The sequence below is a fragment of the Agrobacterium sp. B1(2019) genome (assembly GCF_008274755.1).
In the GTDB taxonomy this organism is placed as follows: domain Bacteria; phylum Pseudomonadota; class Alphaproteobacteria; order Rhizobiales; family Rhizobiaceae; genus Agrobacterium; species Agrobacterium salinitolerans.
On record NZ_VTPB01000001.1, the window covers coordinates 404,762 to 417,935 of the forward strand.

Here is a 13,174-nt window from a genome sequence, read left to right on the forward strand (position 1 = left end):
GTAGACAGGTCAGCAATCAAATCGATGTGACTTATGCAAACTATCGATCATTTCAATCTCCGTTCCTTCGACCTCAACCTTCTCATCGCTTTCGATGCGATAATGGAGGAAATGAACGTTACGCGCGCCGCGCGGCGGCTGAAAATCCAGCAGCCGGCGATGAGCCATAATCTCTCCACCCTGCGGACGCTGTTTCAGGACGAGCTTTTCATCCGCGTGGGGCAGGAGATGAAGCCGACGGCGCGGGCGCTCAATCTGGCCGGCCCGGTGCGGCAGGCGCTCAGGCAGGCGCAGGCCGCGGTGCTGACGGCGGATGTGTTCGATCCGGCCACCGAGCGCCGTACCTTCCGGCTCGGCATGTCGAGCGAGGTGGAACTGTTGCTTTTGCCGGATCTGACGGCGCGGCTGCGCGAAATCGCGCCCGGCATCCGCATTCTGGCCCGCAGCGGGCAGGAGCAGGAGATCACGGCGATGCTGGATACGGGCGTGATCGACATGGCTGTCGGATGCACCTATTCGAAGGAGCAGCGCCACCATTGCGAGCCGCTTTATTCCTCCAGCGTGCTCTGTTGCTTCAACCCGGCTTTGCTCGATCTGCCCAATCCCGTGAGACTGGACGCCTATATCGAGGCCAAACATGCGGTCATATCGCAGACGGACAGTCTGCATGGCTGCATCAAGGATGCACTGGAACTGAGCGGCTTGGAAATCGATGTCGTTGCGGCTGCGCCGGATTTCCTCTCGGTTCTGGCGACGGCGCGATCCTCGGCGGTGCTGGCGACCGTCTCTTCACGCATCGCCCTTCGTTATGCGCCAATGCTGGGGCTGGAAATAAGCCCCGTGCCGGTGACGCTCAGTTTCCCTCCCGTCGCCATGGTCTGGACATTGCAGACTGACGCGGATGCCGGAGCCGTGTGGCTTCGCCAGCAAATCCGCGAGGCCATGGGCCGAACGGTCGACGGTGGGGTATCGGGGATCGCCGCCTAAAGGCGCTTAGCGGATACTCTAGAAGCGCTTCTCCAGCCAGATGATCGACTGGCCGCTGGAAAGGGGGCCGAGCGAGCCGATCCTGATAAAACCGTAGCGTTCGTAGGTTCTCAGGGCATCCGGGTTCATCGTGTCGATATAGGCGCCTATGCAGCCGCGTTTTCTGGCTTCCGCCTCCGCCATCTCAAGAAGCTTCGGGCCTATGCCCTGGCCGCGCATGGTTTCCGGCACGAAAAGAAGCTGGACGTAAAGCCAGCCGCGAGCGGTGTGGCCCACCAGACCGCCGGTGACGATGTTTTCGTCGTCGCGAATGGTGATGTTGAGTTCGCGTTTGTCGCTTTCACCGAAACGGGCGAGATTATAGGCCACCAGCGGATCGCGAATGGCCTTTTCGGCCTCTGCATCCGCGACATCGCTCAAAACGAAATTCATGTTCATCTTCCCGAGCCGCCGGGCGGCAGCCGTTTCCCTTTTCCGTTCCGAGACGTGAATCGTCTTAAGCTCTGCGCTGGAAACGCCCTTACCGGCCCTCACGCCACCACAACGCGGAGAAGGCAAGCAGCAACGCGCCAAGCCCGGCAAAACCGGCAAAGAGCGGCAGGGTGTTGACGCCTTTCAGCACCGTCTCATCCGTCATGCGTATCAGCATGCGATCCTCATCGGCAACCCTGATATCACCCCGGACGGGCAATATATCGGGAAGGGCGATGCGGCCGGAATTATCGGCCACACGGTGTACGCTGCCCTTCGTGGCGTCGGCCAGCGGTTTCAGCGTTTCGGTCGTTGAAATCATTGCCTTGAATTCGGGCGCGTCCACTGCACCGACATGGACAAGGGTGGTGAAATCGCCGTTCTTGATCTCGAACAGGCCGGTTTCATCCATGCGGCGCTCGATTTTGTAAAGACCGGGCTCGGTGCTGGTGAAGGCCATGTTCTCCGTCTTGCCGGAAGGGAAACGCACGCTTGCCTGACCGGGATCGTCGCCGATGGTCTGGCGGGTGATCTGCAAGGTGCGGCCATTGGCACGCGCCGTCAGAGCCTCTTCCTCAAGCTCGGGCTCCTTCATCAGCCAGTGGGCTATGCGGCGGTAAAGCGCCACATGCGGGCCGCCGCCTTCGTAACCACGCGCCCAGAGCCAGCCCTGATCCGACAGCAGCATCGCAACACGGCCTTCGCCCTGGCGGTTCAGCACCAAGAGCGGGTCCTGCCCGTCGCCCAGCATTACCGTCTGGCCCTGCGGCGGGTCGACGCTGATGGTGCGGAACCAGCGGCCCCATTGCGGCGGCTCGGCGCCAGATCCATCCAGCCCACGGGTGACGGGGTGTTTCTTGCCCGCTTCCGAAAGGCGCGGATAAAAGGCGGCCTGATGCACCTGCCCGGTCGGCTGCGCCGGCAGCACGGAGGCGAGCGGTGTCATGGCGATCGAATCCTGCCCGGCATGTTCCGGACCGGCGGCGATCAGCAGCGCGCCGCCCTTTTCGACATATTGGGCGATGTAATCGTAATAGAGGATCGGTAGCACACCGCGATGCTGGTAACGGTCGAAGATGATGAGGTCGAAATCCTCGATCTTTTCGACGAACAGCTCGCGGGTGGGGAAGGCGATCAGCGAGAGTTCGTTGATCGGCGTGCCGTCCTGCTTTTCCGGCGGGCGCAAAATGGTGAAATGCACCAGATCGACCGAGGCGTCGGATTTCAGGAGGTTGCGCCACGCCCGTTCGCCGGCATGCGGTTCGCCGGAGACGAGCAGCACGCGCAGGTTCTGGCGGATGCCTTCGATCAGGTGAACGGCGCGGTTATTCGCGGCCGTCACTTCGCCGGGAAGCTCGGCGACGGAAAATTCCATGACATTGTTGCCGCCGCGCGGAACCTTGAAACTGAATGGTGTCGGCTGGCCGGGTGTCGCCTGAAGCGTCGCGATTTCCTCACCGTTCATCTTCACCGTCACTTCCGCAGCGCCGCCGCCGGCGGGGCGTCCGTCATCGAAGACGCGCAAGGTCAGCTGTTGTTCCTCGTTGACGATGCCGAAGCGCGGGGCGCGGACGATCTCGATACGGCGGTCGAACTCATCGGCCTTGCCGGTGATCAGCCCATGCACGGGAGCGCGGAATCCCAGCGCCTGTTCGGCATTGGGCAGGGCATTCGGAATATCGTGAATCTGGCCGTCGCTGAGGAAGATTGCGCCACCGACGCGGGATGGCGAGACATCCGAAACGGCGGAGGAAAGTGCGGAGAATAGCTGCGTCGAGGGTGAATCGCTCTCACCATTGTCACGCACTTCCACGATGCGCGGCTCGATGCGCGGGAAACGGGACAGGCGGTCTTTCAGCGCATTCAGGGCGGTGTCCGTCATTTGCGGCCGGTCCTGCACATCCTGACTCTGTGAGCGGTCGACGATAACGGGGACGATGGTGGAGAGCGGCTCGCGCTCCTCCTGCGTCAGAAGCGGATTGGCGATGGCCGCAAGCAAAGCGGCGAGCGCCAGCCCGCGCAGCCATGCGCCGCGCACGCCACGCCACAGGCCGATGAAGGAGAGGAGAAGGGCGACGACCGCCAGAACGGCAATCACGATCCACGGCAGGAAGGGGGCGAAGGTCAATGTCATGTCACTGCCCCAACCGTTCGAGAAGTGCCGGAACATGGACCTGATCGGCCTTGTAGTTGCCGGTCAGCATATACATCATGATGTTGACGCCGGAGCGGAAGGCATGTTCGCGCTGCAATTCGTCTGGCGGCACAGTGGGCAGAACCGGAGCGCCCTGCGCGTCGACGGCCCAGGCGCCAGCGAAATCATTGCCCGTTATCATGATCGGCGTCACGCCATCGCCGGAGGAGGAGAGACCGGAGGTGGTCTTCGCCGCTCCCTGTCGCGATTCCACCCAGAGCGGCGAGCCGTTGTAACGGCCGGGGAAATTGGTGAGCAGGTAGAAGGAGCGCGTCAGAACATGGTCTTCCGGCACTGGCTCCAGCGGCGGAATGTCGATATTGGCGAGGATTGCCTGCAGGCGTTCGCCGTTAGGGCTGGTAGCGCCGGTGTCGAGCGAAGAAAACTGGTCGCGCGTATCGAACAGAACAGTGCCACCGGCACGCATATACGCATCGATGCGCGATATAGCAGCGCTAGACGGCATCGGGGCGGAGGCCGAAACCGGCCAGTAGATGATGGGATAAAAGGACAATTCATCCTTGGAGATGTCGAGTCCAACAGGCTGGCCGGGTTCCAGCGTCGTGCGCCAGGTCAGGAATTCGCTCAAACCCTGCAAACCCTGTTCGGAAATGCGGTCGACATCGTCTTCGCCGGTGCGGACATAAGCGAGATGGGTGGTGTCCAACCGCTCGAATATCTGCTCGTCGCCGGGTTTGGGGTCGTCGGCGCGGGCATCGTTTGGCGCCATGGCGGCAAAGGTGCCGAGCGCCAGCAGCATTGTGGCAACTGTCGCGCTGCGGGCTTTCGGCAGGCGGGCGAAGGCGCCGTTCATGAAGAGCACGATCAGGCTATCGGCGATCAACATCAGGAAGGCGGCGATGAAGAGGGCCGGGCGCAGGGATTTCGCCGTTTCGCCGATCAGGGCTTCGCTGGTGGTGTTGACACCGGCGACCGCCGTATCGAGCGGGCGAAGCGTGGCGCCTGCGGCTAAAAGATTGAGAGCCACGAAACCATCCTCTGTACCGTAAAGGCCGGGGGGATTGTCAAAACCGGTACGCGGAGGCTGGCCCGCGCGCATTTCCAGCGGCCGGGCAGTGCCGATTTCGGCGGATAGCGCGCCTTCGGCCGTCAGCAGCCGGAACGGGGGTAGGGCCGCGGCTGGGGCGTTTGCGTTGGCGGAAGCGCCGCCCGCCTTCGACAATTGCACGATACGGCGCAGCATATCGACGAAATGGCCTGAGATCGGCAGGTCGGACCAGCTTGCCTCGGCGCTGACATGGAAGAGCACGATGCGGCCGGCCTCGACATTGCGCGTAGTGACGAGCGGCGTGCCATCGCCAAGGCTTGCCCATGTGCGCTCAGCCAGATCCGGTGTCGGTTCGGCCAGAACCTGACGCTTGACGAGAACGCCATCGGCCTTCGGCATGCCGGCAAAGGCGCCGAAATTCGGGAAATCGGCCAGCGGCTGCGGCTCGGCCCAGGAGAGCGCGCCGCCAAGCGCGCGTTCGCCCTGTCTGAGTGTTACAGGCACCAGCGGATCGTCGGCCGGGGCTGCGGCAAGGCGCGGCCCGGCGAAGCGGATCAGCGTGCCGCCGCCCGCAAGCCATTTCTGCATCGGCTCATAGGTTTCCTGCGGCAGGCGGCCGATATCGGCCATGACGATGACGGAGGGGTTGGATTGCAGGATTTCCGGGATCGCCTGCGCCAGATCGGCCTGCCGCTGGGGGATGAGATCGGCAAACGGCTGAAGCGCGCGGCTGATATAATAAAGCGGTTGTAGCAGCGGCTGGAAATCATTGCCGGTTTCGCCGGCCAGCAGCGCCACGCGACGGCGGCGGAAACCGTCATCCAGAAGATGCACGGCACCTGCCGTCGAAACACCTTCGAGGGAGAGGCGGGCGAAATCGTTGCGCAGTTCGAAGGGCGCTTCCACCGTCGCCGTGGTTTCGGCCGCGCCGGGCGCGAAGTTCGCGATGCCGTTGGCGAGAATGCGGCCCTGGCTGTCCTGCGCATTGACGGTCAGCCGGGCGGCTTCGGCCGTGTCGAGCCGTGACAGTATGACGCTCATGGCATCGGCATTGTTGCTGGCGCCGGTAATGGCGGTGATCGCCTTGCCGTCGCCCTTCACAATGCGGAATTCGGCGGGTGAGAGGCTGGCGAGCGTCCTCAGTGCGCTTTCATCCTGCGCGGTTTGAACGCCATCGGCGATATAAGCGAGCGTGCCGGGGGTCATGCCATTCAGCGCCTCTGTGATGGCTTCTGCCGTGCGCACGCGGTCCGGCACGAGCGGCTTCGGCTTCGCTGCGGCGAGTTTCTCCAGAGCAACGCCTGCCGTTCCCGGTACGGCGTCATGTTCTGCATCGGCAGTCAAGCTGATGGAGACGGGGCGGTCGGCCCGTTCCGCATCGCCGATCAGGGCCTCAGCGGTTGCAACGCGTCTTTCCCAGTCTGGCGCGGAGGCCCAGCTGTTGTCGACCACCAGCACCAGCGGGCCGCTGCCGGCAATGCTGTTGTTGCGCGGGTTCACCACCGGATCGGCGAGCGCGAAAATCACGGCGGCGGCGAGCGCCATGCGCAAGAGGGTCAGCCACCACGGGCTTTTCGAGGGCGTTTCTTCGCGTTTCAGCACTGTCGCTAATATCTTCAGCGGCGGAAACACTTCCGCCTTGGGGCGCGGCGGCGTGAGTCGCAGCAGCCACCAGATGGCGGGCAGCGCCAACAGGCCGAAGAGGATATAGGGGCTGGTGAAGACGAAAGGCAATGCGCTCATCGACGGCCACCGCCCTGTGCCGGCGCGCCGGAAAGATACATGTGAACGGCGACGAGCGCCTCGGAGGCGAGATGATCGGTGCGGTGGAACACGAAGTTCCAGCCGAGACGGCGCAACGAGGAGGACAGAGCCTCACGTCTTGCGAGATAGGCGCGGGTGTAATCCTCGCGAATGGTTTCGGCACGGCCGGAAACCAGTTTTTCACCGGTTTCCGGATCGGTGAATTCGGTGCGGCCGGAATAGGGAAAAGTCTCTTCGGCCGGATCGGCAATTTCCACCACGTGACCGCGCAGGCCACGCCGCGCGAGCGGCGAAATACGCTCCATCACGGTCTGTGCATCATCGAGAAAATCACCGATCAGCACGATGTCGCTCGCGCCGCGGATCATGCCCGTTTCCGGCATGCCAGTGGTCAGCGGCGCGTGCATGATGGCGGCGGCCAGCCGTTCAGCGGCGTTTCTGGCCGACACAGGTTCCATGATGCCAGGGCAACCGATGCGCTCACCCGAGCGCGCAAGGATTTCCGCAAGCGCCAGCATCAGCACCAGCGCCCGGCTTTCCTTTGAGACAGAGCCGAGGGTGGATTTGAACATCATAGACGGCGACATGTCGGCCCAAAGCCAGATGGTGTGGGCCGCTTCCCATTCCCGGTCGCGCACATAGGTGTGGTCGTCGCGGGCCGAGCGCCGCCAGTCGATGCGTGACAGGCTCTCGCCTTCGGCATAGGGGCGGAACTGCCAGAAATTTTCGCCGATGCCGCGCTTGCGGCGGCCGTGCCAGCCGGCGATGACGGTGTTGGCGATGCGCTTTGCCTCGACCATGCAGTCCGGCACCAGGGCCGCGCGCTGGCGTGCACGCGCCAGAACTTCGCTACCCGGCGTCTTGTCTACGATCTGGCCGATGGATGCCACATGCCGTCCTTTCGCGAAAATTTAGGCCTGGGATGCGTTCAGTTTTTCGCCTGCTCCACAAGCGCCGCGATGACATCGCGTACCGACATGCCTTCGGCGCGGGCCGCAAAGGTCAGCGCCATGCGGTGTTCCAGCACCGGTTCAGCCAGCGCATGGATATCGTCCAGCGACGGCGCGAGCCGGCCTTCGTAAAGAGCACGGGCGCGGGCCGTCAGCATCAGCGATTGGCCGGCGCGCGGACCCGGTCCCCAGGCAACGTGCTTGTCGGTCAATTTGTTGCCATGGCCGGGGCGGGCGGAGCGGACGAGCGAAAGGATCGCATCCACCACCTTGTCGCTGACCGGCATCTGGCGGATCAGGGACTGGATTTCCATCAGACGCCCGGCATCGATCACGCCGCGCGCTTCGCCCGAGGCGGCGCCTGTCGTGTCGAGCAGGATCTGGCGTTCGGCTGCCAGTTCGGGATAACCGACATCGACCTGAAGCAGGAAGCGGTCGAGCTGGGCTTCGGGCAGCGGATAGGTGCCTTCCTGTTCCAGCGGGTTCTGTGTGGCGAGAACGTGGAACGGCTTCGGCAGCTCATAGGTCTGGCCGGCCATGGTGATGTGATATTCCTGCATGGCCTGCAAAAGGGCGGACTGCGTGCGCGGGCTGGCGCGGTTGATTTCGTCGGCCATCAGCAACTGGCCGAAAATCGGACCCTTGATGAAGCGGAATGAACGGCGACCGTTCTCGTCCTGATCCATGACTTCGGAGCCGAGAATATCTGACGGCATCAGGTCCGGTGTGAACTGGATGCGATTGGCATCGAGGCCGATTACGGTGCCGAGCGTGGTGACGAGCTTGGTCTTGGCGAGGCCGGGAACGCCGACGAGCAGCGCGTGGCCGCCCGAGAGGATGGCGAGAAGCGTGTTCTGCACCACTTTTTCCTGGCCGAAAATGACTTTGGAGACCTCCGTGCGGATGGCCGCAATGTCGGAAAGCGCCTTTTCGGCCGCAGCGACGATGGCCTTTTCATCAAGGGTTTCGCCGGTATTCATCACGCCCATGTCGCTCTCCTCATACCTTCGCCACCGGGCCTATATCGGCCCGCTTACAGCTTATTGCTCTCTTGGCCGCTGACAAGCGCCATTCGAATGACTATGTCGTGACTTAGTATTTCCTTATCGGCAAAGCGAGACTCGAATATGGCAGCGGAGACGATAAATTCGGCAGGCGATGCGGCGGGACTGGCGGCGATGATTTCGCGTGCCTCTGAGCAAACCGGCGATGCGAAGCGCGGGCCGGCCCCGGTGGAGCGCTGGAATCCGCCCTTTTGCGGCGATCTCGACATGGAAATCCGCGCCGACGGCACCTGGTTCTACCTCGGCACGCCCATTGGCAGAGCGCCGCTGGTGCGGCTGTTTTCCACGGTTTTGCGCAAGGACGAGGACGGCAAGACTTACCTCGTAACTCCTGTGGAAAAAGTCGGCATCCGGGTGGTGGATGCTCCCTTCGTCGCCGTGGAAATGAAGGTGACGGCGGGTGGGGACAGCGGCGGGCCGTTGCTGACCTTCCGCACCAATGTCGGCGACGTGGTGGAGGCGGGGCCGGAGCATCCGCTGCGGTTCGAGGTTTTCGGTGAAAACCGGGAATTGAAGCCCTATCTTCTGGTGCGTGGCCGGCTTGAAGCGCTGGTGTCGCGGGCGGTGATGTATGATCTCGTCGCACTTGGCGAGGTGATCGACGTGGATGGCGTCGACATGTTTGCGGTACGCTCGGGCGGGGTGACTTTTGCCATGACGCCCGCCAAGGAACTGGAACGGCTTTCGCAATGACGACAATGGCATTCAGGACTTTTACCGCCGCCGATTTCCGCTGCCGGGTGCTGCAGGAAGGCGAGGGCGTGGCGGAACGGGAGCATGGCGACCATGTGCTCAATCCCGGCGTGGTGCTGTCTGGAAATGGCATCAGGCTGAAGGATGCCGCCGTGCTGGTTCCGGTCATTGACGATGGCAACGATGCGCGGGTGATCTTCACCCAGCGCACGGCCACCCTGCGCAAACATTCCGGCCAGATTTCATTTCCGGGCGGCGGCATCGATGCCGAGGACCGCACACCGGAAGAGGCGGCGCTACGCGAGACGGAAGAGGAAATCGGCCTGTCGCGGTCGTTCGTGGAAACGGTCGGGCGCCTGCCGGATTATATTTCAGGCACGGGTTTCCGCATCAAGCCGGTGCTGTCGATCGTCCGCCCCGGCTTCGACCTGACGCTCAATCCAGCGGAAGTGGACGAGGTGTTCGAGGTGCCGCTGTCATTCCTGATGGACCCGGCGAACCATGGGCGCGGCAGCCGCATGTTTCAGGGGAAGGAGCGGTTTTTCTATGAAATGCCCTATGGCGAACGCTACATTTGGGGCATTACGGCGGGCATCGTCAGGACGATTTACGAGAGGTTTTATTCATGAGCAGCCTTGCCGGGCGGGACTGGTTTCAAAAACCGGCGCTGAAGCGCATCTTTACACTTCTGAATGCCGATGGCGGCGAGGTGCGGATCGTCGGCGGTGCAGTGCGCAATGCGCTGATGGACCTGCCGGTGGTCGATGTCGACATGGCGACGACGCTCACTCCGGACGTGGTGGTGGAGCGGGCGAAGGCTGTGGGCATCAAGGCGGTGCCGACCGGCATCGAGCACGGCACCGTAACGCTGGTGATCGATGGCGAAGGTTTCGAGGTGACGACGTTGCGCCGCGATGTCGAAACCAATGGCCGCCACGCACAGGTGGCCTTCGGCACCGACTGGCAGACCGACGCCGAGCGGCGCGACCTCACCATCAATGCCCTCTATGCCGATGAAAAGGGCGAGATTATCGACCTTGTCGATGGTCTTCCCGATATCGAGACCGGCACAGTGCGTTTCATCGGCGATGCGGCGATGCGGATTTCGGAAGATTATCTGCGGATTCTCCGGTTTTTCCGCTTTTTTGCCCATTACGGTTCCGGCCGCCCGGATGCGGACGGCTTGCGGGCAAGCGCGCGGGCCAAGGACAAGCTGGGCACCCTTTCGGCCGAGCGGGTGTGGAGCGAAATGAAAAAGCTGCTTTCCGCCCGCGATCCGTCCCGCGCCCTTTTGTGGATGCGGCAATCGGGCGTTCTGGCGGAAATTCTTCCCGAAACGGAAAAATGGGGCATCGACGCCATTCATGGACTGGTGGCAACGGAGCAGGCTCTCGGCTGGGCGGTGGACCCGATGCTGCGGCTTGCCGCCATCGTGCCGCCGGACAGGGACAGGCTGGCTGCCCTTGCCGCGCGCCTCCGGCTGTCGAAAGCCGAAGCGGCTTATCTTAACCACTGGGCCTCGGCTCCGGCGGCTGACCCTGAGTTGAAGGAGACGGCGCTCGACCGGCTGCTATATCGCCAGGGTGTGGAGGGCGTGAAGACGCGGCTGAAACTGGCGCTTGCTTCGGCCCGCGCCGATCTTTCGGCTGGCGACACGGCCATGCGGAAAGTGGCGCGGCTTTCGACTTTGCTGGCGCGGGCGGAAAAATTCCACAAACCGGGCTTTCCGCTGAGCGGCGCGGATGTGATGGCAGCGGGCGTCGAGGCCGGCCCGAAGGTGGGCGAAGTGCTGAAAAGCCTCGAGGAAAAGTGGATCGACGTCAATTTCTCGCTGGACCGGGCAGCGCTGACCGCCCGGCTGAAAGATATGCTGGAGAATTGAAGCCGCAATAGTGGCGGCGTTTCGGCTTACGCCGCATTCGCTTCGTCGCGGATGCGCGCCTTGATGTTTTCGATCATATTTTCGCGGATAACGGTTTCGCCATGGGCCGAGCGCATATGTTCAACGGTTCGGCGCACGACTTCGGCATCGTCGTCTGCGCGGGTGTGCCAGGCGCAGCCGGGCACGAGCGTTCCACATTCAAACAGTCTCATGGTCTTGCCTCCCTGTTTTAGAGCGCCATGCGTCCGTTCGAACGCATAAAGGACGCTCTAACATCTTGAGTCTGCACATTCTCCCTGTCGAAAACCGGAATCGATTTTCGACAGGGAGAATGTGCGAGAGTGAGGGACAGCAATTCAATTGCCTGCTGTCCCTCCAACAAGAAACGAAAGTTCACCGCTTATGTTCCACAGCGGTGTCCCTCGACCTTATTCAAGCCCCTATTCGGGCATCGCCCAGCACTGGAAAACAGAGGATGTGCCAGCTGCCGGAATTTTTGTACGAGGCATTTCGTCATTGTCCGCCCGCCGCGCCGTGTTTTGTCCGGCAAGGGAGCGTTTTACCTGTTCGACATAAAAGGAATGCGGCAGTTCGCGATCACCCGTGGCGCGCATTTCCGCTGCCAGACGGTCGATCAATTCCGGGGTATCGATGGATTGCTGGCCTCCCTCGGGGGAAGCAGAGATAGGCATGCTGTTCGAAGTAATCATGACGATAGCTCCTCCAGTACGTCTGCGAGGAGGAGACTATCATTGCCTTGATTTTTCCATAAGTCCTAATTTGCGCTATTTGCGACGAAATGGTTGATGAGCGTCAAATTTATGTGAGGTTCTTTAGGGCCAGCGCACCACCGGCGGCAGGGAGGACAGGATCGATTCGACGTTGCCTCCGGTCTTGAGGCCAAAGATCGTGCCGCGATCGTAAAGCAGGTTGAATTCCACATAACGGCCCCGACGGATAAGCTGCTCGTCGCGGTCCGCTTCCGTCCAGTTCTGGTTGAAATTGGCGCGGACGATTTTCGGATAGACCAGATTGAAGGCGCGGCCGACATCCTGCACGAAGGCGAAATTGGCGTCCCAGCCGCCATTTTCCTCCTGCGCGTGCAGCCAGTCGAAAAAGATGCCGCCGATGCCGCGGGCTTCATTGCGGTGCTTCAGGAAAAAATACTCGTCGCACCACGTTTTGTAGCGTGGATAATCGGCGACCGGATGGCGATTGCAGGTGATTTCGAAGGCGCGATGGAAAAGCTGACTGTCCGGATCTTCCTGCGTCCGTCTGCGTCCCAGCACCGGCGTCAGATCGGCGCCGCCGCCGAACCAGTGGCTGGTGGTGACGACCATGCGGGTGTTCATGTGCACGGCCGGCACATGAGGGTTGACCGGATGGGCGATGAGCGAAATACCCGACGCCCAGAACTGCGGGTCTTCTTCCGCACCCGGTATCTGCTTGCGGAATTCCGGCGAGAATTCGCCATAGACGGTGGAGGTGTGGACGCCGACCTTTTCGAAGACGCGGCCTTCCATCATCGACATCTTGCCGCCGCCGCCTTCACCATTGTCGCGCAGCCAGTCCTTCTGCACGAAGCGGCCAGGCTCCTGATCGGACAAGGGGCCGGCGAGGTCGTTTTCGAGCGTTTCGAAGGAGGTGACGATGGTGTCGCGCAGGTGCTGGAACCACGCCTGGGCAACGGCCTTCTTGTCTTCAATGTCCTCGGGCAAGCCCTTCGGCAAGATTGGCCGTTCCATGTCTTATCTCCTGCGATGAAGTCGATTCCCTGTCGCGTCTAGCAGGTGCCGGCTTCATGCACAAATTCGACTCGCCAAGTTCACATGCGGACACTATCTTTATCGATGTAGGTGCCAGAGGTGAATATCATGACGAAATTTGCCGGACCGCCGCCCCTTGATGGGCTGAAGCGCAGGATCGCCAATCACCGCAGGGAACGCGAAAGCGCCGGCGGTGAGCAAAAGCGTGACGGCATGTTCGTGCGCCAGACCTTCTGTCTTGGGCGCGAGGAGGCCCGCGCCAAGGCTCGCGAATGGTTCGACAGCTTTCCCAAGGCCGCCTATTGGACGGAAGTGGAAAGCTGGCGGCAGCTGGAAGGCGACCGCATCGAATTCACCATGCGGCGTTTGCCTTCGGCCGATTGAATTTTAGAAA

At 62.1% G+C, this 13,174-nt stretch carries 13 protein-coding genes; 5 read left to right on the forward strand and 8 right to left on the reverse strand.

What is annotated here, in order from left to right; genetic code table 11:
- The first annotated feature begins 33 nt into the window (after positions 1 to 33).
- Positions 34 to 987 carry a LysR substrate-binding domain-containing protein gene (locus AGR1_RS02005; protein WP_149146044.1) on the forward strand — a complete coding sequence of 318 codons (954 nt, stop codon included), beginning with the start codon at positions 34 to 36 and terminating at the stop codon, positions 985 to 987.
- A gap of 18 nt (positions 988 to 1,005) precedes the next feature.
- On the opposite strand, the gene AGR1_RS02010 is transcribed toward AGR1_RS02005, so the two are convergent.
- From AGR1_RS02010 to AGR1_RS02030, 5 genes are all read right to left on the reverse strand, one after another.
- Entirely contained in the window at positions 1,006 to 1,419 is a 414-nt protein-coding gene (locus AGR1_RS02010; RefSeq protein ID WP_149146045.1) for a GNAT family N-acetyltransferase, read from the reverse strand.
- Positions 1,420 to 1,507: 88 nt separating this feature from the next.
- Positions 1,508 to 3,592 (reverse strand): hypothetical protein, encoded by a 2,085-nt coding sequence (locus AGR1_RS02015; RefSeq protein WP_080790089.1) that lies wholly within the window; start codon positions 3,590 to 3,592, stop codon positions 1,508 to 1,510.
- Between the two features lies 1 nt (position 3,593).
- Positions 3,594 to 6,404: a DUF4159 domain-containing protein gene (locus AGR1_RS02020; RefSeq protein ID WP_149146046.1), complete on the reverse strand. Its 2,811-nt coding sequence runs from the start codon at positions 6,402 to 6,404 to the stop codon at positions 3,594 to 3,596.
- Positions 6,401 to 7,315: a DUF58 domain-containing protein gene (locus AGR1_RS02025; RefSeq protein WP_080790092.1), complete on the reverse strand. Its 915-nt coding sequence runs from the start codon at positions 7,313 to 7,315 to the stop codon at positions 6,401 to 6,403. The genes AGR1_RS02020 and AGR1_RS02025 overlap by 4 nt, the downstream gene beginning before the upstream one ends.
- 38 nt (positions 7,316 to 7,353) lie before the next feature.
- Positions 7,354 to 8,364 carry a MoxR family ATPase gene (locus tag AGR1_RS02030; protein WP_080790094.1) on the reverse strand — a complete coding sequence of 337 codons (1,011 nt, stop codon included), beginning with the start codon at positions 8,362 to 8,364 and terminating at the stop codon, positions 7,354 to 7,356.
- A 138-nt stretch (positions 8,365 to 8,502) separates the two neighbouring features.
- On the opposite strand from AGR1_RS02030, the gene AGR1_RS02035 reads away from it, so the two are divergent.
- The 3 genes from AGR1_RS02035 to AGR1_RS02045 are packed head-to-tail and all read left to right on the forward strand — an operon-like array spanning position 8,503 to position 11,014.
- Positions 8,503 to 9,132: a DUF1285 domain-containing protein gene (locus AGR1_RS02035; RefSeq protein ID WP_080790095.1), complete on the forward strand. Its 630-nt coding sequence runs from the start codon at positions 8,503 to 8,505 to the stop codon at positions 9,130 to 9,132.
- The gene (locus AGR1_RS02040; RefSeq protein ID WP_080790097.1) at positions 9,129 to 9,761 is read left to right on the forward strand and encodes a CoA pyrophosphatase; all 633 of its coding nucleotides are present in this window, start codon (positions 9,129 to 9,131) and stop codon (positions 9,759 to 9,761) included. Before AGR1_RS02035 ends, AGR1_RS02040 begins: the two co-directional genes overlap by 4 nt.
- Positions 9,758 to 11,014, forward strand: a complete 1,257-nt coding sequence (locus tag AGR1_RS02045; RefSeq protein ID WP_149146047.1) for a CCA tRNA nucleotidyltransferase — start codon at positions 9,758 to 9,760, stop codon at positions 11,012 to 11,014. The genes AGR1_RS02040 and AGR1_RS02045 overlap by 4 nt, the downstream gene beginning before the upstream one ends.
- Positions 11,015 to 11,040: 26 nt before the next feature.
- Here AGR1_RS02045 and AGR1_RS02050 read toward each other — a convergent pair whose 3' ends face one another.
- The 3 genes from AGR1_RS02050 to hemF form a co-directional block, all read right to left on the reverse strand.
- Positions 11,041 to 11,226 carry a DUF1059 domain-containing protein gene (locus AGR1_RS02050; RefSeq protein ID WP_004442982.1) on the reverse strand — a complete coding sequence of 62 codons (186 nt, stop codon included), beginning with the start codon at positions 11,224 to 11,226 and terminating at the stop codon, positions 11,041 to 11,043.
- Between the two features lie 228 nt (positions 11,227 to 11,454).
- The gene (locus AGR1_RS02055) at positions 11,455 to 11,724 is read right to left on the reverse strand and encodes a hypothetical protein (protein ID WP_149146048.1); all 270 of its coding nucleotides are present in this window, start codon (positions 11,722 to 11,724) and stop codon (positions 11,455 to 11,457) included.
- Between the two features lie 123 nt (positions 11,725 to 11,847).
- A complete protein-coding gene (hemF, locus tag AGR1_RS02060) occupies positions 11,848 to 12,759 on the reverse strand; it encodes an oxygen-dependent coproporphyrinogen oxidase (RefSeq protein ID WP_080790102.1) in 912 nt (303 codons plus the stop codon).
- A 129-nt stretch (positions 12,760 to 12,888) separates the two neighbouring features.
- Here hemF and AGR1_RS02065 point away from each other — a divergent pair, with 129 nt between their 5' ends.
- The gene (locus tag AGR1_RS02065) at positions 12,889 to 13,164 is read left to right on the forward strand and encodes a hypothetical protein (protein ID WP_080790104.1); all 276 of its coding nucleotides are present in this window, start codon (positions 12,889 to 12,891) and stop codon (positions 13,162 to 13,164) included.
- Positions 13,165 to 13,174 lie beyond the last annotated feature (10 nt).